General features: G+C 59.5%; 24 protein-coding genes. 7 read left to right on the forward strand and 17 right to left on the reverse strand.

All coding sequences use genetic code 11. The features are described 5' to 3' along the window. Positions 1–269 precede the first annotated feature (269 nt). The 4 genes from TMS3_RS15600 to selD form a co-directional block, all read right to left on the reverse strand. Entirely contained in the window at positions 270–878 is a 609-nt protein-coding gene (locus TMS3_RS15600) for a flavin reductase family protein (RefSeq protein WP_025166216.1), read from the reverse strand. Then, positions 878–1156 carry a hypothetical protein gene (locus TMS3_RS15605; RefSeq protein WP_025166217.1) on the reverse strand — a complete coding sequence of 93 codons (279 nt, stop codon included), beginning with the start codon at positions 1154–1156 and terminating at the stop codon, positions 878–880. The genes TMS3_RS15600 and TMS3_RS15605 overlap by 1 nt, the downstream gene beginning before the upstream one ends. A gap of 80 nt (positions 1157–1236) precedes the next feature. Continuing rightward, positions 1237–2337, reverse strand: coding sequence for a tRNA 2-selenouridine(34) synthase MnmH (gene mnmH / locus TMS3_RS15610; RefSeq protein WP_025166218.1), 1101 nt, complete (start codon positions 2335–2337; stop codon positions 1237–1239). Then, a complete protein-coding gene (selD, locus tag TMS3_RS15615) occupies positions 2337–3371 on the reverse strand; it encodes a selenide, water dikinase SelD (RefSeq protein WP_025166219.1) in 1035 nt (344 codons plus the stop codon). The genes mnmH and selD overlap by 1 nt, the downstream gene beginning before the upstream one ends. A gap of 111 nt (positions 3372–3482) precedes the next feature. Here selD and TMS3_RS15620 point away from each other — a divergent pair, with 111 nt between their 5' ends. The 4 genes from TMS3_RS15620 to xopAW all read left to right on the forward strand — a co-directional run bounded on the left by TMS3_RS15620 (position 3483) and on the right by xopAW (position 7473). Beyond that, entirely contained in the window at positions 3483–4532 is a 1050-nt protein-coding gene (locus TMS3_RS15620; protein WP_025166220.1) for a patatin-like phospholipase family protein, read from the forward strand. 270 nt (positions 4533–4802) lie between these two features. Further along, positions 4803–5546, forward strand: coding sequence for a response regulator (locus TMS3_RS15625; protein WP_025166221.1), 744 nt, complete (start codon positions 4803–4805; stop codon positions 5544–5546). Next, complete coding sequence (locus TMS3_RS15630; RefSeq protein WP_152985512.1) at positions 5543–6559, forward strand: sensor histidine kinase; 1017 nt, start codon at positions 5543–5545, stop codon at positions 6557–6559. Before TMS3_RS15625 ends, TMS3_RS15630 begins: the two co-directional genes overlap by 4 nt. Positions 6560–6711: 152 nt before the next feature. After that, positions 6712–7473 (forward strand): EF-hand domain-containing protein, encoded by a 762-nt coding sequence (gene xopAW / locus TMS3_RS15635; RefSeq protein WP_025166223.1) that lies wholly within the window; start codon positions 6712–6714, stop codon positions 7471–7473. A gap of 116 nt (positions 7474–7589) precedes the next feature. Here xopAW and TMS3_RS15640 read toward each other — a convergent pair whose 3' ends face one another. From TMS3_RS15640 to TMS3_RS15690, 11 genes are all read right to left on the reverse strand, one after another. Continuing rightward, complete coding sequence (locus TMS3_RS15640; protein WP_025166224.1) at positions 7590–7850, reverse strand: hypothetical protein; 261 nt, start codon at positions 7848–7850, stop codon at positions 7590–7592. A gap of 61 nt (positions 7851–7911) precedes the next feature. Beyond that, complete coding sequence (locus tag TMS3_RS15645; protein ID WP_025166225.1) at positions 7912–8979, reverse strand: AI-2E family transporter; 1068 nt, start codon at positions 8977–8979, stop codon at positions 7912–7914. A gap of 131 nt (positions 8980–9110) precedes the next feature. Beyond that, complete coding sequence (locus TMS3_RS15650) at positions 9111–9914, reverse strand: DUF4892 domain-containing protein (RefSeq protein ID WP_025166226.1); 804 nt, start codon at positions 9912–9914, stop codon at positions 9111–9113. 8 nt (positions 9915–9922) lie between these two features. Then, the gene (locus TMS3_RS15655) at positions 9923–10585 is read right to left on the reverse strand and encodes a glutathione S-transferase family protein (RefSeq protein ID WP_025166227.1); all 663 of its coding nucleotides are present in this window, start codon (positions 10583–10585) and stop codon (positions 9923–9925) included. Between the two features lie 50 nt (positions 10586–10635). Continuing rightward, positions 10636–11499, reverse strand: a complete 864-nt coding sequence (locus tag TMS3_RS15660; RefSeq protein ID WP_025166228.1) for an alpha/beta hydrolase — start codon at positions 11497–11499, stop codon at positions 10636–10638. Next, positions 11496–12305, reverse strand: a complete 810-nt coding sequence (locus TMS3_RS15665; protein ID WP_025166229.1) for an alpha/beta fold hydrolase — start codon at positions 12303–12305, stop codon at positions 11496–11498. Before TMS3_RS15665 ends, TMS3_RS15660 begins: the two co-directional genes overlap by 4 nt. A gap of 159 nt (positions 12306–12464) precedes the next feature. Further along, positions 12465–12911 carry a hotdog fold thioesterase gene (locus TMS3_RS15670; RefSeq protein ID WP_025166230.1) on the reverse strand — a complete coding sequence of 149 codons (447 nt, stop codon included), beginning with the start codon at positions 12909–12911 and terminating at the stop codon, positions 12465–12467. Positions 12912–13010: 99 nt separating this feature from the next. Beyond that, complete coding sequence (locus TMS3_RS15675) at positions 13011–14675, reverse strand: AMP-binding protein (protein ID WP_025166231.1); 1665 nt, start codon at positions 14673–14675, stop codon at positions 13011–13013. A 118-nt stretch (positions 14676–14793) separates the two neighbouring features. After that, the gene (sixA, locus tag TMS3_RS15680; protein ID WP_025166232.1) at positions 14794–15255 is read right to left on the reverse strand and encodes a phosphohistidine phosphatase SixA; all 462 of its coding nucleotides are present in this window, start codon (positions 15253–15255) and stop codon (positions 14794–14796) included. Positions 15256–15265: 10 nt separating this feature from the next. Next, positions 15266–15613 carry a DUF4389 domain-containing protein gene (locus TMS3_RS15685; protein WP_025166233.1) on the reverse strand — a complete coding sequence of 116 codons (348 nt, stop codon included), beginning with the start codon at positions 15611–15613 and terminating at the stop codon, positions 15266–15268. A 32-nt stretch (positions 15614–15645) separates the two neighbouring features. Continuing rightward, entirely contained in the window at positions 15646–16668 is a 1023-nt protein-coding gene (locus TMS3_RS15690; protein WP_025166234.1) for an NAD(P)H-dependent glycerol-3-phosphate dehydrogenase, read from the reverse strand. Between the two features lie 753 nt (positions 16669–17421). Here TMS3_RS15690 and TMS3_RS15700 point away from each other — a divergent pair. The 3 genes from TMS3_RS15700 to fabB all read left to right on the forward strand — a co-directional run bounded on the left by TMS3_RS15700 (position 17422) and on the right by fabB (position 21299). Beyond that, on the forward strand, positions 17422–19350 hold the full coding sequence (locus tag TMS3_RS15700; protein WP_025166236.1) for an ATP-binding protein: 1929 nt from the start codon (positions 17422–17424) through the stop codon (positions 19348–19350). Positions 19351–19550: 200 nt separating this feature from the next. Then, a complete protein-coding gene (gene fabA / locus TMS3_RS15705) occupies positions 19551–20066 on the forward strand; it encodes a 3-hydroxyacyl-[acyl-carrier-protein] dehydratase FabA (protein WP_025166237.1) in 516 nt (171 codons plus the stop codon). 12 nt (positions 20067–20078) lie between these two features. Beyond that, positions 20079–21299, forward strand: coding sequence for a beta-ketoacyl-ACP synthase I (gene fabB, locus TMS3_RS15710; protein WP_025166238.1), 1221 nt, complete (start codon positions 20079–20081; stop codon positions 21297–21299). Between the two features lie 73 nt (positions 21300–21372). On the opposite strand, the gene mddA is transcribed toward fabB, so the two are convergent. Both mddA and TMS3_RS15720 read right to left on the reverse strand, forming a co-directional pair. Beyond that, positions 21373–22149, reverse strand: a complete 777-nt coding sequence (gene mddA, locus TMS3_RS15715; RefSeq protein ID WP_025166239.1) for a methanethiol S-methyltransferase — start codon at positions 22147–22149, stop codon at positions 21373–21375. A 118-nt stretch (positions 22150–22267) separates the two neighbouring features. Beyond that, on the reverse strand, positions 22268–25075 hold the full coding sequence (locus TMS3_RS15720) for a PAS domain S-box protein (protein ID WP_029866407.1): 2808 nt from the start codon (positions 25073–25075) through the stop codon (positions 22268–22270). Between the last annotated feature and the right edge of the window lie 87 nt (positions 25076–25162).

Raw genomic sequence — 25162 nt, forward strand, 5'->3', positions numbered from 1 at the left:
ACAGCTGTACCGAGAACAAGCTCGCCGACTAGAGAAATGGTGTTTTCAACTAATCGAACGTCGCTTTTAGCTCACTGTTTTGGGTTATCGACTCGGTTACTGAAAAGTTAATGCAGGCAAAGTGAAATATTTACTGCTGTAACGGAATAACCGAGGAGACAATCAGGCAATGGTCAGTAGCAGGTGGGGACCACGCTTGCAGCCGCCCAGTTCTTCCACCTTGGTCTAATCGAGCTGGCCAACAGGCACATGAGGAATTCAGGGTAGATTCAGCCTGGGCGGCTCATCTCGAAGGTATCGCGGGTGCGGGTGTAGGACGTTCCGCCCAGACGCCCGACCAGATCGAGGCTGTATGGGTCGATCCGGCCTTTCTCGTTGAGTACTGCATCGTCCAGATGGGCGAGCAGTACTTCGGCGAAGATCAGGTGACTGTTGGGCGCATGACGTGGATAGGGCTGGACTTCAGCCAAGCGACACTCGAACGCCACTGCGGCTCCGGTCACACGCGGTACCGCAACCCGCTCGCCAGCCAGGCTGGCAATCCCGCAACGCTCGAACTCGCTAACGCCATGCGGTAACGCCGCGGCACTGGCGTTCATCATCTCGGCTTGAGCGTAGGACACCAGTTGGATCACCAGTTCCCCGGTCGCTTGCACATTGCGCAGGGTGTCCTTGAGGCCACCGTCAGCGCGTGTATTAACGTTGACCATCAGCGTCGGCGGCTCATCACTGATCACCTGAAAGAAGCTGAAGGGCGCGAGATTGCTAATACCGTCTGCAGACACGCTGGACACCCAGGCGATGGGCCTGGGGGTCACAGTGGACGCGAGCCAACGGTAAGCATCCAGTGGTGTCAGGGTACTGAAATCGAGTTGCATCAACGCCCCGCGCGCGATTCACGAATATAAAAGCGCGCCCGCTCAGCCTTGCTGGTGCAGCCCTTATAGGCTTCGAACTGTTGCTGGGTCTTTGCCGCGGTGAGCAGCGACAAGGCCTTCGAGTAACTCACAGTGCCGGCAAAGCCTTCCGCCTTGGCCAGATCCAGTTCTTGCCAGGCGGCATCCAGCTGATTGGCACAGCTGTCACGATAGACGGTTTTACCGGCACAGCCGGCCAGCAACAAAGCGATTAGCGGCAAGCAGATCCAGGCTTTCATATTTCATACCCTTCGAATGGATAAATGACCACGTACTGTGACTCAGTATGACGCGTATAAGGTGGAAAAGTGCCAGCCCGTTATAACAGGGCTCGCTGACGCAGAAATTCCACCACCGCGCCCTGTTCGCCAACAAACTCGATACGCCCCGCTTTGCTCTCACGCTGGTAGGCATACATCGGATCGTAGTATTCGATCAGCAGTGCCTCGATCCAACCGCGGTGCAGGTCAACCTCCCCGCAACGCTCTTGCTCCAGCAAGGCCTGATCCATGATCGCCGCCAAGCGCTGATAACGCTCGCCGCCCAGACGCTTGAGGATATTTTTCAGGCTCTGTTGCAGGCGCTCGGCGAACGCCTTGAAACCTGACTCTTCGCCGTGCAAGGCGATGAACTCGGCACACAGATCGATCACGTAATCCTTGAGAATCCGCTCGACACGCCCTTCCACGCTGTCTTCCAACCAGACCATGGGGAAGTGCTGCATGCCCTGATACAGCTCCAAGGGCAACGAGGACTTGCCGATAATGCGCCCTTCATCTTCGAGCACAAATTGCTGGATACCCGTTGCTCGCTTTCTCAGAAAGTCGATGGCCAGGGCGTTCTCGAAGTCGATCTGCTGCGGCTGCGCGGTGGCGCGCTTGCCAAAGCTGGAGCCTCGATGGTTGGCATGCCCTTCCAGATCCAGGCTGTTATCGAGCTGAGCGATCACCTCGGTCTTGCCGGTACCGGTCATGCCACCTACCAGCACGAAATCACATTGTGCGACTGCCTGCTCAGTGGTCTCCAAGAGGAAGCTGCGCATTGCCTTGTAGCCACCCAGTACCAGCGGATAGTCGATACCCGCCTCGGTTTTCAGCCATTGCTGGACAGTCTGCGAGCGCAGGCCGCCGCGAAAGCAGTACAGGTAGCCGTCAGGATTAGCCTGGGCAAAGGTCGCCCAAGCCTCGATGCGCGCGGCCTTGGTTTCACCACTGACCAACTGGTGGCCAAGCGCAATGGCTGCCTGCTGGCCCTGCTGCTTGTAGCAGGTGCCGACCTTTTGCCGCTCGATGTCGTCCATCAACGGTAAATTGATCACGTGAGGAAAAGCGCCCTTGGCGAATTCAACCGGGGCGCGCGCGTCCATCATCGGCGTGTCGTGGAGGAAGATGCTGCGGTAATCGTTGCTGTTGTCGCGCATCACAGCACCTCGACCGCAAAACCCTGTCGCTGGCGCATCTGGCCGATGGGTTGCAAGGCCAGCCCCAGTTCGCTGGCGACCGCGAGAAACTCCGCCTCGCCGTCGTCCGTCACCGCGATCAGCAGGCCACCACTGGTTTGCGGATCGCAGAGCAAGAGTTTGTGCGCTTCGCACAGGGGCGCAATCTTTTCGCCGTAGCTGTCGAAATTACGCTGAGTGCCACCGGGTACGCAGCCCTGCTCCAGGTAATAGTCGACACCGCCCAGACGCGGCACCTTGGCGAATTCGATCTGCGCGGTCAGGCCGCTGCCATCGGCCATCTCGACCAGATGGCCGAGCAGGCCGAAGCCGGTCACATCCGTCATCGCGGTCACCCCGGCGAGTTTGCCGAAGCGGCTACCGGGTTTGTTCAGGGTGCACATCCAGTCGCGTGCCAGACCGACGTCTTCGGCGCGCAGCTTGGCCTTTTTCTCGGCGGTAGTGAGGATGCCGATCCCCAGCGGCTTGCTCAGGTACAGCTTGTTGCCCGCTTGCGCGGTATCGTTGCGTTTCATGTGGCGTTTCTCCACCAGGCCAGTGACGGCCAGGCCGAAGATCGGCTCAGGGGCATCGATGGAGTGCCCGCCGGCCAGCGGGATGCCCGCTTCGTCACACACGGCGCGGCCGCCACGAATCACTTCCCGGGCTACTTCCGGGGGTAACAGGTTGACTGGCCAGCCGAGAATGGCGATGGCCATCAGCGGATCGCCGCCCATTGCATAGATATCGCTGATCGCGTTGGTCGCGGCGATCCGCCCGAAGTCATAAGGGTCGTCGACAATCGGCATGAAGAAGTCGGTGGTCGAGACCACGCCGCGTTCGCCATCAATGGCATACACCGCCGCATCGTCACGCGAGGCATTGCCGACCCACAGCTTGGGGTCGAGATTCTGCGCACCGCTGCCGGCCAGAATCACATCCAGCACCTTGGGGGAAATCTTGCAACCGCAGCCAGCGCCGTGGCTGTACTGGGTCAAACGGATGGGCTCGCTCATGAAATCTCACTTAACTGGTCGACAGGCGGCGGCATTCTAGCAAATGCCGTCTTGGCGCCAGCGACTGGCGCGCGTATGTTGATAAAACAATGCGTTACGGGGGATTAATAAATGGCTCAACGGGTAGCACTGGTCCTGGGTTCGGGGGGCGCGCGGGGTTATGCGCACATAGGCGTAATTGAAGAGCTGGAAGCGCGTGGCTATGACATCGCCTGCATCGCGGGTTGTTCCATGGGGGCGGTGGTCGGTGGTATCTACGCGGCCGGCAAGCTCAGACAATACCGCGAATGGATCGAAAGCCTGGATTATCTCGATGTGCTGCGCCTGCTCGATGTGAGTTTTCGCCTCGGTGCCATTCGCGGCGAGAAAGTCTTCGGTCACATTCGCGAGATCCTCGGCGAGATCAATATCGAAGACCTGCGGATTCCCTTTACGGCGGTGGCCACCGACCTGACCAACCAACAGGAGATCTGGTTCCAGGAAGGTTGCCTGCACCAGGCCATGCGCGCCTCGGCGGCGATTCCCAGCCTGTTCACCCCGGTAATCCAGGGCAAGCGCATGCTGGTCGACGGCAGCCTGCTCAATCCCTTGCCGATCGTACCGGTGGTATCAAGCCACTGCGACCTGATTATCGCGGTCAACCTCAACTCGAACAACCAGCGGCATTACCAGTTGCCGGTCATCGAACGACCACCGGCACTGAAAGGCCGCTTCGACCTGTTGATGACCTCTCTTGGCTCACGCCTGCCCTCGTTCCGGCGCAAGCAGGGCGAAGACGATGAGCTGTTGCTGATGGAGGAGGCAGAGATCGCCAGCCCGGTCGTGGAGGCTCATAGCCAGCAACAGCATGCCGCTGCAGCGGAGTCTCGGCAGTCTGCCGACTCAACGGAAAGTGCTGCTGCGACCAAGTCCGCCAGCGGCTCGCGAGTCGCAGACATGAGCGGCCCGGCGTCCTTGCTGGAGCTGATCAACCAGAGTTTCGAGGTCATGCAGACCTCGCTGGCTCAGTACAAGATTGCCGGCTACCCGCCAGACATCTTGATCAACGTGCCCAAACGCGCCTGCCGGTTCTTCGAGTTCTACCGCGCGCCAGAGCTGATCATGCTCGGCCGCCAGATCGCCCGCGATACATTGGACAAGTACGAGCGCGGTGATCACTGACGAGGGCACCCGCATCGCTAAGCAAGGTAACTTAGTACCCACCCGCCAAGCAGCCAGTCATGTTTAAAGGCCTCTTATGGGGCCTTATACTCGCGAAAATTACTGTCGATTAACGGGTTCAATAGCGTGTGTATCAGTCTGGATACACTGCTGACACCTTGTTGATACGCTAAGCCTTGAGCATGGCATCGACTGGTCCTGCTCTAGGGCAGTCTGCTAGCGCGCCATACCTCTCGCCCATCACTCTGACGCCTTTGGAGCCCTATTTCGTTGGAAACCCTAAATGCGCATGAGCTGCGCCCCCGTTCGACCCGAGCCTTGATCGTCGACGACAACTTGGAGCTGCGCGAACTCCTGGGTGACTACCTGACCCGCTTTAATATCGACAGTGAGGCGGTCGGTGATGGCCAGTCCATGCGCCGGTCCATGGCACAGAGTCATTTCGACGTCATCATCCTCGACCTCATGCTCCCCGGCGAAGATGGTTTGATCCTGTGCCGCGAGCTACGCAGCGCATCGAACATCCCGATTCTAATGCTCACCGCCCGCTGCGAACCGGCTGACCGTATCATTGGCCTGGAACTGGGCGCGGATGACTATATGGCCAAGCCATTCGAACCGCGTGAGCTGGTTGCACGTATCCAAACCATCCTCCGCCGCGTGCGTGATGACCGCGACCCGGTTCGCCAGGAGCCACGGGACACCATCCACTTCGATAACTGGCAGCTACACAGGGTGTTGCGCCAACTGCAATCTCCAGACGGCTTGGTGGTTCCACTGTCCAACGCCGAGTTTCGCCTGCTTTGGGTCTTCCTCGAGCGACCCAGGCGGGTACTCAGCCGTGAACAACTGCTAGACACAGCCCGGGGGCGCTCCATCGAGGCTTTCGACAGGAGTATTGATCTGCTGGTCTCACGCCTGCGGCAAAAACTCGGAGAAGACCACAAGGCACCACAGCTGATCAAAACAATACGCGGAGAAGGCTACTTATTCGACGCCCGCGAGATTGCTTGATGCGCCGGGCCGACAGCGTATTTGCTCGTCTGTTTGGTGTTTTTCTACTGGCTATCCTGCTGGCACATGCACTGGCATTCATCTGGTTCAACCAATACGGCCACCCACGTCCTCCACCGCCGCCACCCAACATGGAACACCGAGAACATATGCGGCCACCACCTCCGAGCTTTGGCGGCCCCCTGATACCGCTGGCTTTTCAGTTGCTGACGTTGATCGTGGCAGCCTGGTTTGCCGCGCGACTACTCTGCCGCCCGATCCAGCAGCTATCTGACGCTGCAGAGCGCCTCAGCAACGATCTGGACAGCCCCCCTCTACCGGAAACCGGACCGCGTGAAACGCGACAAGCGGCCTACGCCTTTAACCTGATGCAGCAACGCATACGCCAGCAGATGCAACAGCGCGGGCGCATGCTCGCAGCAGTTTCCCATGACCTGCGTACGCCACTGGCGCGCCTCAAACTGCGAATTGAACAAATTTCCGACCCTCACCTGTGCACCCGCATGGGCCAGGATCTGGACGAGATGATCCGCATGCTCGATGCCACGCTCAGCTACCTGCACGAGCAGCGTAATAGCGAAGCTCTGCAGTGGCTTGACCTGCAAGCATTGGTGGAATCCATGGCAGAGGATGCCCAGGATCGCGGCGCTGACGTGACAGTCAGCGGCAACTGTTTGCCCTTTCATGCACAACCAATGGCCGTGCGCTCATGTGTCAGCAATCTGCTGGAAAATGCCCTGCGCTATGCCGGCCATGCCGAAATCGAACTTCATGACAATCGCCAGCACGTCGAAATATGGCTGCGCGATCATGGCCAGGGGATTGCTCCGGAACAGCGCGAAGCGGTATTCGAGGCATTTTTTCGTATCGAGGGCTCGCGCAACCGCAGCTCTGGAGGGGTCGGTTTGGGATTAACCATCGCCCGTGAAGCAGCCCGACGCCAGGGCGGCGACATAACGCTGGAGACGACACCCGGCAGCGGCCTGACCGCCATTCTCCGCCTACCACGCTGACTAATCAGCCCCCGACTAATGTCGACACCAGTGCCGCTACTAAGGCGTGTATAAACTTCGATACAAAGACCACATCCTCCTGACACACAGCGACCTGAAGCTGGCATGACCGGAGAACCCTCTCCGGCATTCCAATTGTAGGAGTGGCTCCAATGATAAGTGGTGTCAGCAGTTACTCGAGCTATAGCTACAACTCGACACTCGCCAGCACCCAGCGCAGCAATTCCGTCAGCAGTGGCGGTGGCGATGCTGGAGGCCCGGCGAAAATCCAGGAAAAACTGTTTAGCATTCTCGATGGTAATGGCGACGGTAGCGTGGCCAAAGATGAACTCAACAGCGCTCTCACAGCGGCCAAGGAAAGCGACACCAGTCTGACCATTGATATCGACGAGCTATTCAGCCAACTCGATGCCAATGGCGATGGTAGCCTGGATAGCAAAGAAACGGCCGCCATGGCTCCACCTCCGCCGCCGCCAGGTGGCCCTGGCAGCCAAAATCCAGAAGAGATGTTCGCTCAGCTGGACACTAATAGTGACGGTAGCATCGAGCTGGATGAGCTAACGGCTCTTGCCGGACAGGCTAATAGTGACATATCCAGTCTATTCAGCGCGTTGGATGCCGATGGTGATGGCGGTCTGAATATCGATGAAATGGCCACTCTAGCTCCGCCGCCACCGCCTCCACAAAACCGCAGCAACAGTGAAGAATTGTTCAACCAACTGGATACTGACAGCAGCAGTAGTGTCAGCACGGATGAACTGAGCAGCCTGCTTGATAGCGTTGCACAGTCCCCAAGCAGGCGCACAAACCAGGAAGAGAACGACTCAGGGCTGATAGCCAAACTGCTCAAGCAATACCAGAGCAATGCCGGCTACCAAACCAGCATTGGCAGCCGGCTCAATCTATCGGCATGAAACAAAGCGGCCAATCGATGCGTTAGAAAGTTCGATTGGCCGTCATATCCAGATAAACGCCGAGCAGGAGTCGAGCACTCTTCGCTCAATACCATTAGCCCGCCATTTCCTCGACATCACCTTTCATCCCAGCCATCTCCGCTTGCCATGAGCGTGGGAACGAACTGTTCGACCGCCATTGATTTGCCTGGGACTGTCACTTGGCCGCTGGCGTAATGCAGGCTGGAACTGATGCCCTCACCCTGCAGGATCGCCAAGTTGCTGGCCTCGATCGTGCCCACCCGCCCTCGTTTCGCCGCAAGCATGACGAGCGTGATAATGGACGGGGCCGCACTCGTCAGTTTGGTAATCACGGCGCATATAGGAAGTTTCAACATCCCAGCGACGCGACAATAAACCGTTTAGCAGCCGCGTTTGAACCCGGCACTGTCCTTCGCATCAGCGCACTTGCTCCTCCGATGCAGGCTCAGCTGGCGGCGCTTTACCCGCCACCCAGTCACTCAGCAGGCTGTAGGCGACGGCAAGCACGGTGGGGCCGAGGAACAAACCCATGAAGCCGAAAGCCAGAATCCCACCAAACACCCCGAGCAAGACCACCACCAGCGGCAAGTTGCCGCCGCGACTGATCAGATAAGGTTTGAGGATATTGTCGACCCCGCTGATCACCAGGAAGCCCCATACGGCAAGGAATACCGCCATGCCCACTTCACCCTGCCAGAACAGCCACAGCACAGCGGGGCCCCAGATCAGTGGCGGGACCATGATCAGACTGCAGGCAAAGGTCATCAACCCCAGTAATAGAGCACCCGGCACGCCGGCGATCATGAAGCCGATATAGGCCAACAGAGCCTGGGCCGCAGCCGTACCGATCACCCCATTGACCACTCGTTGCACGGTGCCGGCGATCAGTTCCAGGTAATGTTCGGCGCGACCGCCAATCAAACGCTCCAGCAGGCTGTGCACAAATGCGGCCAACCGCGGACCGTCACGGTAGAAGAAAAACACCAGAATCAGGCTCAAGGCCAGCTCCAGCATGCCGCCGCCGACCTGAGCGCTACGCGCCAACAGCCAGTTGCCGACCTGGCCGAGATAAGGGCGCACGGTATCGAAGAACGCAGCGCCCTGCTGATCGATGGTCTGCCACAACCCCAGCAGACGCTCACCCACGAATGGCACACCCTCAAGCCAGCTCGGCGGTGGCGGCAAACCGGCGACCTGCAAATTCTTGATCAAGGCGGTGGCTTCGCGAACATGATCGGCCAGGTTGAAGCCAAGCATCACCAAAGGCACCGCGACCAACACGGTCCAGCCGGCGGTCAACAAGGCCGCAGCAGCGGCTTGGCGGCCTTTCAGCCAGCGCGTCAGGGTGCGCATCAGCGGCCAACTGGCGAAAGACAGCACCGCCGCCCAAAACAATGCCGACCAGAACGGCGCGAGCACCCACAGGCTAGCGCCGAGTAGCCCGAGGAGCAGAATCTGCACCAGCAAGCGGTCGTTATTGAACATTCATACGGCTCCAGCAGATAAAGAGACAGACAGCCCTAACGGGCAGAACGCGGTAAGCGAACCGGCCGGCGCACCTATCGGCAAGCCGGCACTTTGGGGATTACATCGACATTATCAGTCAGGCTGCCAGGTTAACGCAGCACGCTGATGCGCAGGCCCGCAGACTCTGTATCACCCAATTCAAGTCGCGCAGCCCGCACTCTCTGCTCGACCAAGGCCTCACGCCAGGCTTCGGCCTGCACGCCGGCCAGACTGACGCGCAAGGTGCTATCGAGGTTGAGACTACGCGCCAGCAAGGTGGCCCAGGGGGGGGTCGGTTCGACCTGTTTGGGCAAGCGCAATTCGCCACTGCTCTTTAACTGACGCAGCAAGGTGGCCGGGGTTGGCAACACTTCGGGCAGCGGGGCGCTGGCAGCCAACAACTCGGCATGCAGGTAAGCGCGACGATTACCCCGGGTGATGCTGTAGAGCGCCAGCACGCTGTCCTGCCGAGGCTCAGGCAGGCGCATGAGAACATAGGCTTGTTGATCATCGGAACCATAGAGGATCGATTTGCCAAATACCGCGTTAGCCCACAGGCTACTCGCGCCGCACTCACGGCCCTGGCACCAGTACAGTAACTCGGCACCCTGCGCTTGCAGGGCCTCGCGGGCGACGGTGAATACCTCATCGGCCGAGTGGGTTTTCGGTAACTCATAGGTCACCGAGGTGAACTGCCCCTGTAGCGGCAGTTCGTACTCGTAGCGCAAGCGGCCACTGATACGACGGATAGTCCCCTGCGGATAGAGCCTCTCCTGCTCAGCTTCTTCGCTGAAGGCAACTATCTTGCTTCCGGGAAACCGCGGCAGTACCTCAAGATCGCGGCTGCCGGCTGGCTCTGCCGCCTGCACCACGCCACTCAGCAAAACCCCACTAAACAGACTGAACCAACGCATGCACGGCCTCATCGAATCAACATCGTTTGAGCGGCCTTGACCAGCTGCTCTTCATCCTCTTCCCGACGCGGCACCAGCAAGCCGCGCTGTACCGCCGGACGCTGCTCCAGCGCCGCGACCCAGCGTTGCACATGCTCGAGGCCCTCGAGGGAAACGCCCGCCCAGTCATGGATGCGTACCCAGGGAAACGTGGCTATATCAGCAATACTGTAGTCGCCGGCCAAGTACTCGGCTTCGCCCAGACGTGAATTCAGTACCTCGTAAAGCCGTCGGGTTTCATGCTGGTAGCGGTCGATGGCACCTTGCAGTTTTTCCGGGAAGTAACGGAAGAACACGTTGGCCTGCCCTTGCATCGGGCCGACGCCGCCCATTTGGAACATCAGCCACTGCATGACCAATGAGCGGCCTTTGCTATCGTGCGGCATCAGTTGCCCACTCAATTCAGCCAAATAGATGAGGATCGCGCCCGACTCGAACACGGCGAAGTCGCCATTGTCACGGTCGACGATGGCGGGAATACGCCCGTTGGGATTGATTCTCAGAAAATCTGCAGCTTTCTGCTCACGTTTGTCAAAGCTCAGTGCTTGCACGCTGTACGGAAACTGGAGCTCTTCCAGGGCGATCGACACCTTGTGGCCATTGGGGGTCGCAGCAGTGTAAAGATCAATCATAGGGCTCTCCATTCCATTGAGCCCAACCTTCCGCAGTTGCCTCCGGCAAGTCAAGACGGGCGCAAGAAACTATTGAAACAGTCTGCTACCAACTGCGCACCATCCTCATCGTCCAGATGCAGGTGGTGCCCCCCCGGTAAACGACTCTGGATGATCGGTCGGTTAGCCAGCAACTCATCAAACCTGGGCTGCGCCAAGAGCATGCCCTGCTCCGCCATCACCAGGTTGACCGGGCACTGCAGTTGCTCGACGAACGCCATGGCATGAGCATAGGTCAGTCGCATAGGCGAGGGCAGCGTTAAACGGCTGTCGGTGCGCCAGGTGTAGCCACCACGCGTCGGCATCAAACCGCGCTGCGCGAGCAACTCGGCCGCCTCGCGACTGACCGCGCCAACGCCGCGCATGCGCGCCTCGACCGCCCGCTCGAACTCGGCGTACACCGGCTTCCGCTTTCCGGCCAACGCCATTTGCGCCTTGAGTGCTTCAGCCAGCCGCTGTGGCGCACTGTCCGCCTCACCGGTGTAAGGAATCAACCCGTCGATCAGCGCCAGACGCTCGACCCGCTCGGGGAGCGCGGCAGCTAACAGCACCGAGACAATGGCCCCCATGGAATGCCCTAACAAAGAGAAGCGCTGCCAGCCGAACTGCTCGGCCACCTGCAGGACATCGTGGACATAATCCCAGATCGCGTAGCTGGCGCCGGCGGGACGGTGATCGGAATGACCATGTCCGGCAAAATCCAGGGCGACAATGCGCAGCCCCGGCAACTTGGGCGCAAGGCGGGCAAAGCTGGCGGCGTTATCCAGCCAACCGTGTAAAGCAATGACCGGCTGGCCATCCTCTGGGCCATACAGGTGCGCGGCCAGCTCAATATGCGGCAGACTAAGGCGCACTTCTTCAAACGCCATTTTCATGCGGACTCCTCGGCAGGCTGCTGGCCAGCCCAGCGTTTGAACAGCGACTTGAGTAACTCGGCGGTGTCCTGTGGGCGTTCAAGCGGGAACATATGCCCGCCCGGCAGGGTCAGGTACTCGCCTCTGGGCATGCGCCGAATCAATCGACTGTGGTGCGGCAGCACCACTCGACTGTGCCGACCGCGCACCATGGCCAGCGGCACTTGTAGATGTTGCGGTCGACCCGGGCTGGTATGCGGCACGTTGCGATAGATGCTGATTTCCGTGGCGGCATCGAAACGCAGGCGCAGGTTTTCGCCACTGTCTTGCAGACCATGTTGCACGTAGGCGTCGAGGCATTCGGGATCGAAGCGGCTGAACAGGGTCTTGCCGGCGAAATAGCGCCGCGCCTCGACCAGGTCGCTGAACTCCTCACGCCGGCCGAGCGTGCGGCCGGCCGGGGTGATACGGTCGATAAAACCAAAGCGTTTGGCGGCCCGAATGACGATCCGGTCAGCCAGGGTCAACACCGGCGAATCGAGCATCACCACACCACGATACAACTCGGGTCGGAGCAGGGCCGCGTGGTAATGCAGCACTCCGCCGAGGGAGTGGCCGACGCCCCATACCGGGCCGTCGCACTGCTCGAGGTGATGCAGCAACTCATCTACCAAATTGGCCCAATTATCATTCACCGGAAAGCGCGGATCGTGGCCATGCTGCGGCAAATGTTGCACCCCATACTCGGGCGCCAAAGCCGAAAACAATTTGCCGTAGGTGGCCGAAGGAAAACCATTGGCGTGGGCGAAAAACACAGACTGAGGCATGGAGGCGAACTTTTAGAAGAAGACCTGGGGATTGTCCGGCAGCGGTGCCCATGCGGCAATGACAGAGCGGCCAGTGAATGAAGGCACTATGGCCAAAGGTTATGGGTAGCACGCCAGCCTGCCCTCCCCTCAGGCTGGCATGTGCTCCGAGGGGAAGACTCAATGCGCCGGCAAGGGCTTATCGCCCAGTGGCACAATGGCCATGGTCAGGCGCGAGATGCAGCTGGGTTTACCATCGTCGCCGCTCAGGCGAATGTCCCAGACATGGGTGGTGCGGCCCAGGTGGACCGGCCGCGCCACTGCCGTGACTCGCCCGCTACGCAGACCGCGCAGGTGATTGGCGTTCACCTCCAGGCCGACGCAATAGAATTTGCTGGTATCGATACACAGGAAACTGGCGGTCGAGCCGAGGGTTTCCGCCAGCACCACAGAGGCGCCGCCGTGCAGCAAGCCGTACGGCTGATGAGTTCGCGGGTCGATCACCATGCTCGCGCTGATGGACTCTGCATCGAAGGACTCGAAGCGAATATCCAGCTGCTCGCCGATGGTGTTTCTCAAAGTTGCATTGAGCTGTTCGATATTCGGAATTTGCCGCCACAGGCTCATGGGAAGTCCTTTCTGGAATAGATCAATAGGGGCAGCCAGCACAAGACCGCCGCAGGCTGAGTTTCCGCTTACGGCGTTTCAGGGCCTAAGCTCAAGTCATTAGTGCCAAAGCACCGCGTCATGATGCGCTTGCCATTCGGCGAAGCGCGGACCGTAAGCACCCTCGACCACGTTACGCTTGATCTTCAGGGTTGGCGTCAGGAAGCCGTTGTCTACCGACCACGCGTCCTTGACCAGCACCAGCCCATGCAACTGCTCATGCTTGTCGAGGCTCGCATTGACCTCGGCGAGTAGCGCCTTGAGGCTCTTTTCCAACTCGCCACGCGTGCCGTTGGCAGCCTCTTGGCGACCGATGTCCGAGAGCACACATAGAGCCATCGGCTTTACCAGACCATCGCCGACCACACAGACCTGCTCAATCCGTGGGTGCACCGCCAGACGGTTCTCGATCGGTGCCGGAGCCACATACTTACCCTTGCTGGTCTTGAAGATTTCCTTGATCCGCCCGGTCAGGCGCAGGTTACCCTCGGCGTCCTGCTCACCCTTATCGCCGGTGCGTAAAAAACCGTCTTCGGTGATGGCTTCCGCAGTCTTCTCCGGTTCCTTGTAATAACCCTGCATGGTAGCGCCGCTGCGGACCTGTACCTCGCCATCTGCGGCGATCCGCACCTCCACGCCGGGGCTGTTCTGACCGATCCAGCCTTGCCTGTATTTGCCCGGCCGACAGACATGCGAATAACCGCAGTTTTCGGTCATCCCATACACCTCGAGCACACTCAAGCCCAGGCGCTTGTACCAGTTGAGCAAAGCCTCGGGCACTGGGGCGGCACCGGATAACGCATAGCGCACGGCATCCAGGCCTAACCCGGCTAAGACTTTCTTACCCACCCGACGACCGAGCAACGGCAGCTTGAGCAGGAAATCGAGCTTTTCCGCCGGCATTTTGCTGTACACACCCATTTGAAACTTGGTCCAGATACGCGGCACGCCGAATATCACCGTCGGGCGCGCGCGCTTGAGATCCTCGAGGAATGTATCCAGATTGTCGGCGAAGAACACCGTCTGCCCGCCATAGATGGACGCCAGCTCGACAAACATGCGCTCGGCCACATGACACAACGGCAGATAGGACAGCACCCGGTCTTCTTCTCTGACCCCAAACAACTCAATGGCGTGGCTGGCGGCGAAACCCAGATTGCTGAAGTGATGCATCACACCCTTTGGCGTGCCGGTGGTGCCAGAGGTATAGATGAGGGTGGCGAGCTGATTGCCCGCGGGTTTCGGGTCATCCTGAATCGGCGTGCAGGCCTGTAGGTCATCCCACAGGTAGCTGAATTCAGCGTGCGGGCGTAACGGCAGTCCAACGCTGGGAAGCGTGTCGGGAACGCCTGGTGCCATGCTTGGCCAGTCATCCAGCTTGCCGACAAAGACCAGCACTGCTTCGGAGTGTTCAAGCACTTGGCGCACCGACTCGGCGGTGAGGTTCGGATACAGTGGCACCGATACGTGCCCAGCCATCCAGATCGCCAGATCGGCGACTATCCAGTGGGCACAGTTCTTCGAAATGATCGCGATGCGACTGCCTTGCGGTAGCTCTCGACTGCGCAACCAGTTGGCGGCGCGGCGTGCTTGCTCGCCGACTTCGGCCCAACTCAACTCCTGCAGGCGTCCATCCGGCAGAGGTTGCACCATGTAGCGTTTATTCGGATGACGGGTCTCGCGCTCGTAAAACACTTCCAGCGGCAAACGAATCGCATTAGCCACAGGGCTTCCTCCTTTGTAGTTCTTATGGGGGTCAACCAAGCAATTGCTTGGTTGACTATTCCACGCACAAAGGTGAGCCGCAAGTTAAGAAATGTTTCGCTGTGTAGCGCTATTTCGTTCAGTGATGGGGGTGGACCAGACTGCGCAGATCCATCAGGCCGGCGATCAGATCATCACCCTCCAGCTCAGCCAGGCTGGCGGTGCTCATGGCTACCGGTTGTTGTCGGTGGCCGTTGATCAACAGCCCCGCCAAGGCCCCGACCAGAGGCTGATGACTCACCAGCAGCAGCTCGCCGCTATCGAAACGAGCCAACTGGGCCAACACCTCACGCGGATCACTATCAGGCGTCAACCAGGGTGCCGTCTGTATAGCACCGCTGAAACCCAGCACCTCGCGCACCAGCGTGGCGGTTTGCTGGGCTCGCACATAGGGGCTGGCAATGATCGCGCCGAGCGCGCGACCTTGCAGCAGGCTCGCCGCCTGGCGAGCCTGCGCCTGGCCATGTGCGGTCAGTTCACGCTCGGCATCGCTGCGCGCCTGAGCCTGTGCTTCGCCGTGACGCAACAGCCAGAGTTTCACTGTACGGCACTCACAACTTAGGTTCTTCGTCACGCACAGGGTGCGCGGCCGGCGGCACCGCATGCGCCGCCTCGCCTTGTGGCGGCTGAGGGGTTGGCCAGTCGGCAAGCGGCCACGGTTTCTCATCGCTGTTGAACGTGCCGAAACGGCCAATCTGCGCCAAGTATTGGCTCAGGCTGTCGCCAAAGCCGAGCAAACCGGCATTCGGCGCACCGTAGAACAGCCGATAGCCCAGTTGCAGCAGTACCACGGCCCCCAGCACAACCTCAGCCAGTTGCCAGACAATGGTGAACAGCACCATCCAGAGAATCCGCAGCAGGATGGACTCGCGCTCCAACTCTTTATTCTGTTCGCTCATGACACTCTCCCTGATAACGCGTTGGCACGGGGTTAAAAACCCGTAGTTGGAATAAAGTCGACATCGGTCTTGGGCTCGGCACGCATCAGCGCTTCGATAACCTGGTCCAGGGTGCGGCCTTCAAACACAATGGCATGCAGCCCGGCAACCAATGGCATATAGACATCTATTTCCTCAGCCTTGGCCTTCAGCACCTTGATGGTGTTGACCCCTTCCGCCACCTCGCCCAGGCGCTCCACTGCATCGTCCAGACTCAAGCCTTCGCCCAGGGCATAGCCGACCTGGTAGTTGCGACTCTTGGCTGACGAACAGGTGACGATCAAATCGCCAACCCCGGCCAACCCCAGAAAGGTCATCGGGTTGGCGCCCAGCTGTACGGCAAAGCGCGTCATCTCCGCCAACGCACGGGTGATCAGCATACTGCGGGTGTTTTCCCCCATACCCAACGCCGCGGCCATGCCGGCGATGATTGCATAGACGTTCTTCAGCGCCCCGCCCAGCTCCACGCCGAAGCGGTCGCCGCTGGCATACACGCGGAAGGTGCGGCCGTGCAGCACCTCTTGTACGCGCAGGCACAGCTCCTCATCTTCACTGGCAATCACCGAGGCAGTCAGCGCGTGTTCGGCGACTTCCCGTGCCAGATTAGGTCCGGACAGAACCCCGACCCGCGCCTGCGGGGCGACTTCCTCGAGTATCTGGCTCATCAGTTTGAAGCTCTTCGCCTCAATGCCTTTGGTGGTGCTGATCAACAGCTTGCCGCTAAGTTGCTCGGCCAGTGGTTGCAATACCTGACGCAGGGCACTGGAAGGCAAGGCAACAAACACCAGTTGGCAGGCACTCAAGGTGGCTTGCAGGTCAGTGACGGGCTCGACGCCAGGATGAATTTTGATGCCTTTAAGGTAGCGCGGGTTCTCACCGGTGAGGCGAATGGCCTCAGCCTGCTGCTGGTCACGCATCCACAGCATCACGCGCTGATTGTTCTCTGCCAGTAGATTTGCAATTGCGGTGCCGAAGCTGCCGCCGCCCAGGACGGCGATGGGTTGCTGCTCAGTCATAACGAGTCCGAATTGGGCCATTCACAATGGCGTTATGCACTCATTATACGGAGCGTAAGCAACGCGGCCAGCCTTTAGCCCGTTCCAAGCCCATATCCATGCGGGCCAAGACAAATAACCCACAGTGTGCGCAGTTGACTGGTAAAGCCACACAGCTCGGTTAACATGCGCACCGTTTTAGCGCGAACAAGCCTGTTGCCTGACACCTGCCACCCGCCATTTTTCTTGTAGTGCTAGCTGGGTTAGCTGCCCACAAGGAGCTGGACGACGAGCCGTTGGCCCGGCTGGAAATAACTACGATGAACGACACGGCTGTATCTCAGTACGGAGCTAGTGTTCTAGGATGCGTTGTCACCACTCACGGAAGAGTCCTTCACGAGGCCCATGGATGTGCCACTGGCTCTTATTCTGCTGTTTACTCTGCGCAGCCCCCCTGCGTGCTGCCGAGAGCATTCTTAGCAGTGCCGACAACGACCCGGCTTTACGCGCACTCTCGGTCGCCCTGACGGAGCGTCGCGCGCAAGACCCGGTGCGTTTTCAGCCGTTAGCGCAACTGCAGCGAGCGAACAAGCTCCCGCCCCCAGCACGTTTGATCCGGTTCGGTGCGAAAGCGCTCGAATGGCGCCTGACCCGCCATGCAAGCCCGGCAACCATGGTTTACCCATTACCCGAGTACAAGCCAACGTGCACCTTGGCGATCGACCTGGCCGATGACACCATTTTGGCGCGACAAATTGCTCAAGGAGAGACGCCATGAACCTGCGCCTTAGCGGGGACATCCATACCCGCACGCAGCTAATCAGCCTGGGGCCTGCACTGCTGATAACCCTGTTGCTGAGCGGTTTCTTCACCTTCACTCGGTTGCAGGACCTGCGCCAGGAGGTCAACCACACCGGTCAACTGATTGCGAACCAGCTGGCACCGGCAACCGAGTACGGGGTAATTTCCGGCAACCTGGATGTGCTCGACAATCTATTGCAGGCCACTCTCAAGACCTCGCACGTGCGCTTTCTCGAGGTGCGCGATCATGCGGACAACATTCTGGTCTACGTCGAGCAGCCCAGCAGTCAAGAGCAAAGTAGCGCCCAGGTCGAGGTCTTCCAGGCGCCTATACGGTTGCAACAGATCGAACTGAGCAATGACTTCTTCCTAGCGCCCGGCGTCCTGCAACAAGCTCCCGCAAATGCCGACCTTGGTCGGGTCGTGGTGGGCATGTCCGCCGACGCCTTCAACACCCGCCAACAGGAAATCCTCCTCAAAGCCACTGTGCTGGCGTTGCTTGCCCTATTCCTGACGTTCATGCTCGCTCGCCGTTTGGCTCGACGCTTATCGCAGCCGCTGAGCGCCATGGCCAATGCGGTTGCGGCAATTCAGGCTGGCAATTACCGCACCGCCCTGCCTGAGCTGGGCGAGGGGGAACTGGGCGCATTGGCTCGACACATCAACGCCCTGGCCAATAACCTCGATCGAGCCAGCCATGAGCAACAGCAAGCGATGTCCCTGATGGTCAAGGCCCGCGAGGAGTCTGAGCAGGCTAACCGTGCCAAATCCGACTTTCTCGCCATGATGAGCCATGAACTGCGTACCCCGATGAATGGCGTACTCGGCATGTTGCAACTGCTGGACACCACTGAAATGACCCAGGAGCAGGACGAATATGCCGCCCTGGCCACCGAATCAACCGAACACCTGTTGAAGGTGATCAACGACATTCTCGATTTCTCGCGTATCGAGCGCGGCGCCTTGGAGTTGGAAAGCATCCCCTTCAACCTGTTGGAATTGCTTCAAGGTTCGGTTCAGGTGTTCCAACACAGTGCCCAGCAGCGTGGTCTGACCCTGGAACTGGAGGTGCAAAGTGGTCTGGAACAGCTTGAGGCTCAAGGCGATCCGACGCGTATCCGACAGATTCTGGTCAACCTTGTCGGCAACGCCCTGAAATTCACTGAAGAAGGCGGCCTGCGTGTGGAAACCCACTGGCAAGAGCTGGACGACCAGGTTCTCTGGTTCAGTTGTGCGGTACACGACAGTGGCATCGGCATCTCCCCCGAGCGCCTGGAGCATATGTTCGACGCCTTTCGCCAGGCCGACAATTCGATATCACGCCGTTACGGTGGCACCGGCCTTGGCCTGCCGATTGCCCGCACCCTGGCCGAACGCATGGGCGGCACCTTGCGCGCGGAAAGCCAAGAGGGCCGCGGCTCGATTTTCACCCTGGAAGTGCCACTACCCTTCTCCCGCCAACCCAGACAGACGGCGCCGGGAATCCCAACAGAAGGTGGTCAGGGTCAGGGCCAAGAGGTACTGCTGGTCGAGGACAACCCGGTAAATCAGACGGTGATCGAGGCCATGTTGCGCAGCCTCGGCTATCGGGTGAGTTTGGTCGGCGACGGCGCCCAGGCCGTGCATAGCGCCGAACGTCAGGACTTTTCCGCAATTTTGATGGATTGCCGCCTGCCAATCATGGACGGCTATGAAGCCACCCGGCAGATTCGCCGGCTCGCAGGGCATGCCGATGTACCGATTATCGCCCTCACCGCCAACGCCCTGCAGGGTGATCGCGAGGCTTGCCTGGACGCGGGGATGAACGATTACCTGGCGAAACCCTTCAAACGTGCCGAACTGCAACGAATACTGCAGCGCTGGCTGCCCCCCCGACCATCGACGACTGGTCAGACGGGTTAAAGTACTGCACCCTTGATTGCAGCGCGCAAACAGGGCATTTATGACAAGCTGGTGCGAGCGGAGTACAACTGTCCTATCGCGCTGTGACTTTCACCACAACGCAACAGTCTATGACTAAGCTGTTGGCAGGCGCACAAGGTGCGCGGCCGGCCAGGACGATTTGCCCAGCCTTGGCGCATGGGGATTAATTAGGAGCTCGCATGACCAAACAAAACGCCTTCACCCAGGAAGACCTGTTGCGCTGCAGCCGCGGCGAACTGTTCGGCCCAGGTAATGCGCAACTGCCCGCCCCGAACATGCTGATGATCGATCGCATCACCCACATCAGCGACACTGGCGGCAAGTACGGTAAGGGCGAGATCGTCGCTGAACTCGATATCAACCCAGACCTGTGGTTCTTTGGCTGTCATTTCGAGGGTGATCCGGTAATGCCGGGCTGCCTCGGTCTCGACGCCATGTGGCAGTTGGTCGGTTTCTTCCTCGGCTGGCAGGGCAACCCCGGCCGCGGCCGTGCCCTCGGCTCGGGAGAAGTAAAATTCTTCGGTCAGATACTGCCGACTGCCAAGAAAGTCACCTATAACATTCAGATCAAACGCACCATCACCCGCTCGCTGATCCTGGCCATCGCCGATGGCACCGTCAGCGTCGATGGCCGCGAGATCTACAGCGCCGAAGGCTTGCGCGTCGGCCTGTTTACCTCTACCGACAGTTTCTAAAGGATTTTCTCCATGCGTCGCGTCGTGATTACCGGTCTGGGCATTGTTTCCTGCCTAGGCACTGACAAAGAAGCCGTCTCCGCCAGCCTTCGCGCAGGCAAGTCGGGTATCCGTTTTAACCCGGAATACGCCGAGAAGGGCCTGCGCAGCCAGGTATCCGGTTCGGTCGACCTGAATCTGGAAGAACTGATCGACCGCAAGGTCTACCGCTTCATGGGCGACGCCGCAGCGTTCGCTTACCTGTCCATGGAACAGGCTATCAAGGACTCCGGCCTCAGCGATGAGCAAGTTTCCAATCCGCGCACCGGACTGATCGCCGGCTCCGGTGGCGCTTCCACGCTGAACCAGATGGAAGCCATCGATACCCTGCGTGACAAAGGTGTCAAGCGCATCGGCCCATACCGCGTCACCCGCACCATGGGCAGCACGGTATCCGCATGCCTGGCGACGCCGTTCAAAATCAAAGGCGTGAACTTCTCCATTTCCTCCGCCTGTGCCACCAGTGCTCACTGCATCGGCCAAGCCATGGAGCAGATTCAGCTGGGCAAGCAGGACGTCGTCTTCGCTGGTGGTGGTGAAGAGGAGCACTGGAGCCAGAGCTGCCTGTTCGACGCCATGGGCGCCCTCTCCACCCAATACAACGACACCCCGGACAAGGCTTCGCGCGCCTACGACGCCAAGCGTGACGGTTTCGTCATCGCCGGCGGCGGCGGCATGGTGGTGGTCGAGGAACTGGAGCACGCACTCAAGCGTGGCGCCAAGATCTATGCGGAAATCGTCGGTTACGGCGCCACTTCCGACGGCTACGACATGGTCGCCCCAAGCGGTGAAGGTGCAATCCGCTGCATGCAGCAGGCGCTTGCCACGGTCGACACGCCGATCGACTACCTGAATACCCACGGCACCTCCACGCCAGTCGGCGATGTCGCGGAAGTTCGGGGTATACGCGCAGTATTCGCCGACCAGGCACCTGCTATCAGCTCGACCAAGAGCCTGTCCGGGCACTCGCTCGGCGCAGCTGGCGTGCAAGAGGCGATCTACTGCATGCTGATGATGGAAGGTAACTTCATTGCTGGCTCGGCCAACATCGAAGAACTCGACCCTGAAGTCGCTGACCTGCCGATCCAGAGCCAGACTCTCGAGAACGCCAAGATCGATACCGTGATGAGCAACAGCTTCGGCTTCGGTGGCACCAACGCCACCCTGGTGCTGAAGCGCTGGAGCGGTAAGTAAGCTTCCCTCCGTACACGACAAGGGCGCCGATTGGCGCCCTTGTCGTTTCTGCTCCAGTGACCTATCGAAGCGATCAAGCCACTTCTGCTCCGTCGGCCCCTGCCTTCTCTCGCCGTGAAATACGCGGCACCAGCATGGGTACCTGACGACGATAGTCACGATACTCTGGATGCATCTCGATCAAGTCGCGCTCCTCCAGCCGAATCGCGATCAGAATATACAGACTGGTCAATACAGCGAACACAAAGTGCGCCCAGGTCATGCTCGGCGTGGCCCAGAAGCACAGGAACCAGCCGGCGTACAACGGGTGACGAACCAACTTGTAGACCGCTGGCATCTTGAACTCCAGGCCGGTGTAGGGCTTACCAAGCAGCTGCAAGCTGACCTGGCGCAGGCCGAACAGGTCGAAGTGATTGATCAGGAAAGTGCTATAGAGTACCAGCGCCCAACCGAAGCCAAAGATTGCCGACATCAGCAAGCGTCCAGACGGGTTTTCGATCTGCCAGACCTGCCCACCCAACGGCTGCCACAAAACGAACAGCAGGATCAACGCCAGACTGGAGAACAGCACGTAAGTACTACGCTCCGCTTCGACTGCGATATAGCGCGTCCACCAACGCTTGAAAGCCGGGCGTGCCATCACGCTGTGCTGCACGGCGAACACTCCCAACAACAGCACATCAATGAGCACGGCATGCCAGAGCGGCATCTGTAGTGGACCATCGAGAGTATTGATCGCGTACGGCAGGTTGCCGACGAAACCGATCGCATAAACGAAGGTGGCGAGGAAAACCGCGTAGCTGAGAAGACCGTAGAAAAAGATCCCGATGCGTTTGAGATAACTGTTCATGATCTATCCTGCCCAAGGAGACTGAAGGGGTACTGCAGAACACTGCAGTCATGGACAGGTTGCACTTGGTCTGTATCTGAACGATGGCAAGTGCCGATCAGTTTGTATCGGTGCTGTATCAGCCTGTTAGGCTTGTCAGGAGATGGCTGCACAGCAAAGCATGCAAGCGAGACTGATCCAGCGGTTTGCTCAGTAACGCCTTGAGCCCCTGCGCCATCACCTCGGCTTCCACAAGCGCATCACTGAAACCGGTATAGAGCACGATAGGCAAGTCAGCGCGGGCAGCCAATACACGCCGGGCCAGTTGCAGCCCACTGAGCCGCGGCATGCTCTGGTCGAGAATAACGAAGTCCCAGGCATAAGGATCAGCCACCAGTAGCGCGCTGGCCTGCTCGGCATCGCAAAAAGCCTGTACCGACAAGCCCCAACCTTCAAGCAGCTCGACCATGAACTCGGCGACCTGCTGATCGTCATCGACCACCACTACTCGCCCTTGTAGCGCACTGCGCGGCAACGGCTGTAGCTTGCTGACAGGTAGTTTTGCCTCGCCACTACTCAGGCCACTCAACGCCGGAATTAAAATACGGAAAGTGGTGCCCAACCCCGGCGCTGTTTCCAACTGAATATGCCCACCGTACTCATGGACGATGCCATGCACCATCGACAGCCCCATGCCACTGCCCTGGCCACTGGGTTTTGTGGAAAAGAATGGTTCAAACATATGAGCACGGACTCCTGCGGCGATTCCTGGCCCACTATCGCTCACGGTAAGCGCTACGAAGCTTCCCTGAACAGGCTGCTGGCAGGAAGCACAGGCATCCACCTGGCGATCCTCAAGCCCCAAACTGACGCGCAGCCTGCCGGCACTGCCCATGGCGTCGCGTGCATTGATGCAGAGGTTCATCAGCACCTGTTCCAGCTGCACAGGGTCCACCAGCACCTGAGGCAGACCGTGAGTCAACTCGGTTTCGAGCTCAACGCTGGCCGGTAGGGTCGACTCAACCAGTTTGATGAAATCACCCAGCAGCAGATCAAGCGCTACCGCCTGCGGCTTACCACGGCTGCCACGGCTGAAGGTGAGCATCTGCTGGATCAGATCACGGGCTTTTTCAGCCGAGCGCTGCACCCGCGCCAGGTACTTGTCGAGCCGTTCATCGTGCAGTTGCTCAGCCAGCTCCTGGGCCATTACCGTGTATCCGAGCATGCTGGTCAGCAGGTTGTTGAAGTCGTGGGCGATACCACCAGTCAGGTGGCCTATCGCCTCCATTCGCTGGGCCTGGCGCAGTTGCTGCTCCAGACGAACGCGCTCGGTCTCGGCCTGCTTACGCTCGGTAATGTCACGCAGGTAGCAAATGAATCGGGGCCCCTCGTCGCCCTGCACCACCGTCAAGGCCAGCTCGGCTGGGAACTCCTCGCCAGTAGCACGCTGCGCGACCACCTCCATGCGCTTACCGAGAAATGAACCTTGCCCGGTCTCCAGGTAATGCTCGATGCCTCGTTCATAGCTCACGCGAAAGCGCTCGGGGATGAACAACTCAAGAAACAGACGTCCCAACACCTCCTCTCGGGTCATACCGAAACACTGTTCGGCCGCCGGGTTGAAGGCCAGCACCCGTCCCCGCTCATCCATGCCGATGAAGCAGTCCAGCGCGGTATTGGTGATCGCCCGATATTGCATCTCACTATTGCGTAAGGCTTGCTCCGCCTCTTTGCGCTGGGTGATCTCGCGGGCAAAGGCGAGAATCCGGTCTACCCCGCCGATGGTGGCGCGCTTGAGCAGCACTTCATCCCAATGCAGGCTGCCATCGCGGTTACGCCTGTGCCACTCGAACCGCTGAGTTTCACCCGCCTTGGCGCGGGCCAGATAGCCCGCGGCCTCCTTGCCGGTGTAGGGCGTATAGCCGGCGCTGAAATCATCGAGGTTGAGCTTGAGCATTTCCGCATGGCTGTAGCCATAAGACTGGCAAGCCTTGGGGTTGACGTCGACCAGGGCCCTGCTGTCCAGATCGTGGACGAAGATCGCGTCTTCGGAACTGTCAAAGATCGCCCGATAACTGGCCTCGGCCTCCAGTCGCTCGATCTCCGCCGCCGCGCGTACCGAGAAGATTCGCAGCACCGACTCGATTCGATCGGGCTCCTCCAGCGGCCCACAACGACCGGCGGCGATCAGGCCCAGCGGCCGACCATCGCTGGAGAACAACGGATAGCCCGCATAGCTGTCCACCCCGAAGGCCATCAGGGTTTGGTCACTCGGATAGCGCCGACCCAAGCCACTGGGAACAAAGTGAAACGCTTTACCTAAAACCTCCTCGCAGGCCGTGCCCATTATTTGATAGGTCGCATTACTGTGCAGTTTGCCGCCGTAGTACAAGGCCAGTGTGGTCAGGCTCCGGCCATCGGCATTGATCCGGCTGACGAACGCGAAATCAGCCCCCAGCGAGCGCGTCATATAGCGCGCGATAGCCTCGAACACCTCGCCACTGGTGGCTGCTGAGACGCCCAATGCGACATGCCGCAAGGCATCCTCTAGATTCTTTCGTGAGCTGATATCCGTGGAAATACCGCACACTGCGGTAACTCGGCCCGCGTCGTCGAATAGCGGAAACTTGCTCGACAGGTAGGTGCGCGACTCCTTGCCCAGCAGCACACACTCTTCGAACTCCATGGCTTCGCCACTGCGTGCGACTCGCTGGTCGTTGGCCCGCAGCACATCGGCCATTTCCTGCGGGAAGAGCTCATGATCGGTACGTCCAAGCACCCGCTCAGAACGCAACTGGAATAGCTGCTCGAAGGTTCGATTGACCAGGCGCAGTCTGCCGTCCAGATCCTTTACGTAGATCACCGCACTGCTGTTATCGACGATCTGACGCAGTTGATGCTCGGCAGCGCTTTGCGGCGCGGCAAGGATCGGCATTGGCTGGCTCACGTGGGTACCCTCCGGGAACGGCGCTCAATTCTCAGTATAGAGGCGGCTAAACAGCTTCCGGTGAGCCGACAACAGTGCTGAAACAAT

It is taken from the genome of Pseudomonas taeanensis MS-3 (assembly GCF_000498575.2).
GTDB classification, from domain to species: domain Bacteria; phylum Pseudomonadota; class Gammaproteobacteria; order Pseudomonadales; family Pseudomonadaceae; genus Aquipseudomonas; species Aquipseudomonas taeanensis.

Bases quoted from the DNA above. Each gene is read 5' to 3' on its own strand.
- mnmH (WP_025166218.1), bottom strand. From the start codon at position 2,337: ATGCGCGACAACAGCAACGATTACCGCAGCATCTTCCTCCACGACACG.
- xopAW (WP_025166223.1), top strand. From the start codon at position 6,712: ATGATAAGTGGTGTCAGCAGTTACTCGAGCTATAGCTACAACTCGACA.
- TMS3_RS15655 (WP_025166227.1), bottom strand. From the start codon at position 10,585: ATGATTGATCTTTACACTGCTGCGACCCCCAATGGCCACAAGGTGTCG.
- TMS3_RS15660 (WP_025166228.1), bottom strand. From the start codon at position 11,499: ATGAAAATGGCGTTTGAAGAAGTGCGCCTTAGTCTGCCGCATATTGAG.
- TMS3_RS15620 (WP_025166220.1), top strand. From the start codon at position 3,483: ATGGCTCAACGGGTAGCACTGGTCCTGGGTTCGGGGGGCGCGCGGGGT.
- TMS3_RS15600 (WP_025166216.1), bottom strand. From the start codon at position 878: ATGCAACTCGATTTCAGTACCCTGACACCACTGGATGCTTACCGTTGG.
- TMS3_RS15685 (WP_025166233.1), bottom strand. From the start codon at position 15,613: ATGAGCGAACAGAATAAAGAGTTGGAGCGCGAGTCCATCCTGCTGCGG.
- TMS3_RS15700 (WP_025166236.1), top strand. From the start codon at position 17,422: ATGAACCTGCGCCTTAGCGGGGACATCCATACCCGCACGCAGCTAATC.
- fabB (WP_025166238.1), top strand. From the start codon at position 20,079: ATGCGTCGCGTCGTGATTACCGGTCTGGGCATTGTTTCCTGCCTAGGC.
- TMS3_RS15640 (WP_025166224.1), bottom strand. From the start codon at position 7,850: ATGTTGAAACTTCCTATATGCGCCGTGATTACCAAACTGACGAGTGCG.
- TMS3_RS15670 (WP_025166230.1), bottom strand. From the start codon at position 12,911: ATGAGCCTGTGGCGGCAAATTCCGAATATCGAACAGCTCAATGCAACT.
- TMS3_RS15650 (WP_025166226.1), bottom strand. From the start codon at position 9,914: ATGCGTTGGTTCAGTCTGTTTAGTGGGGTTTTGCTGAGTGGCGTGGTG.
- TMS3_RS15665 (WP_025166229.1), bottom strand. From the start codon at position 12,305: ATGCCTCAGTCTGTGTTTTTCGCCCACGCCAATGGTTTTCCTTCGGCC.
- TMS3_RS15605 (WP_025166217.1), bottom strand. From the start codon at position 1,156: ATGAAAGCCTGGATCTGCTTGCCGCTAATCGCTTTGTTGCTGGCCGGC.
- TMS3_RS15645 (WP_025166225.1), bottom strand. From the start codon at position 8,979: ATGTTCAATAACGACCGCTTGCTGGTGCAGATTCTGCTCCTCGGGCTA.
- fabA (WP_025166237.1), top strand. From the start codon at position 19,551: ATGACCAAACAAAACGCCTTCACCCAGGAAGACCTGTTGCGCTGCAGC.
- TMS3_RS15690 (WP_025166234.1), bottom strand. From the start codon at position 16,668: ATGACTGAGCAGCAACCCATCGCCGTCCTGGGCGGCGGCAGCTTCGGC.
- mddA (WP_025166239.1), bottom strand. From the start codon at position 22,149: ATGAACAGTTATCTCAAACGCATCGGGATCTTTTTCTACGGTCTTCTC.
- selD (WP_025166219.1), bottom strand. From the start codon at position 3,371: ATGAGCGAGCCCATCCGTTTGACCCAGTACAGCCACGGCGCTGGCTGC.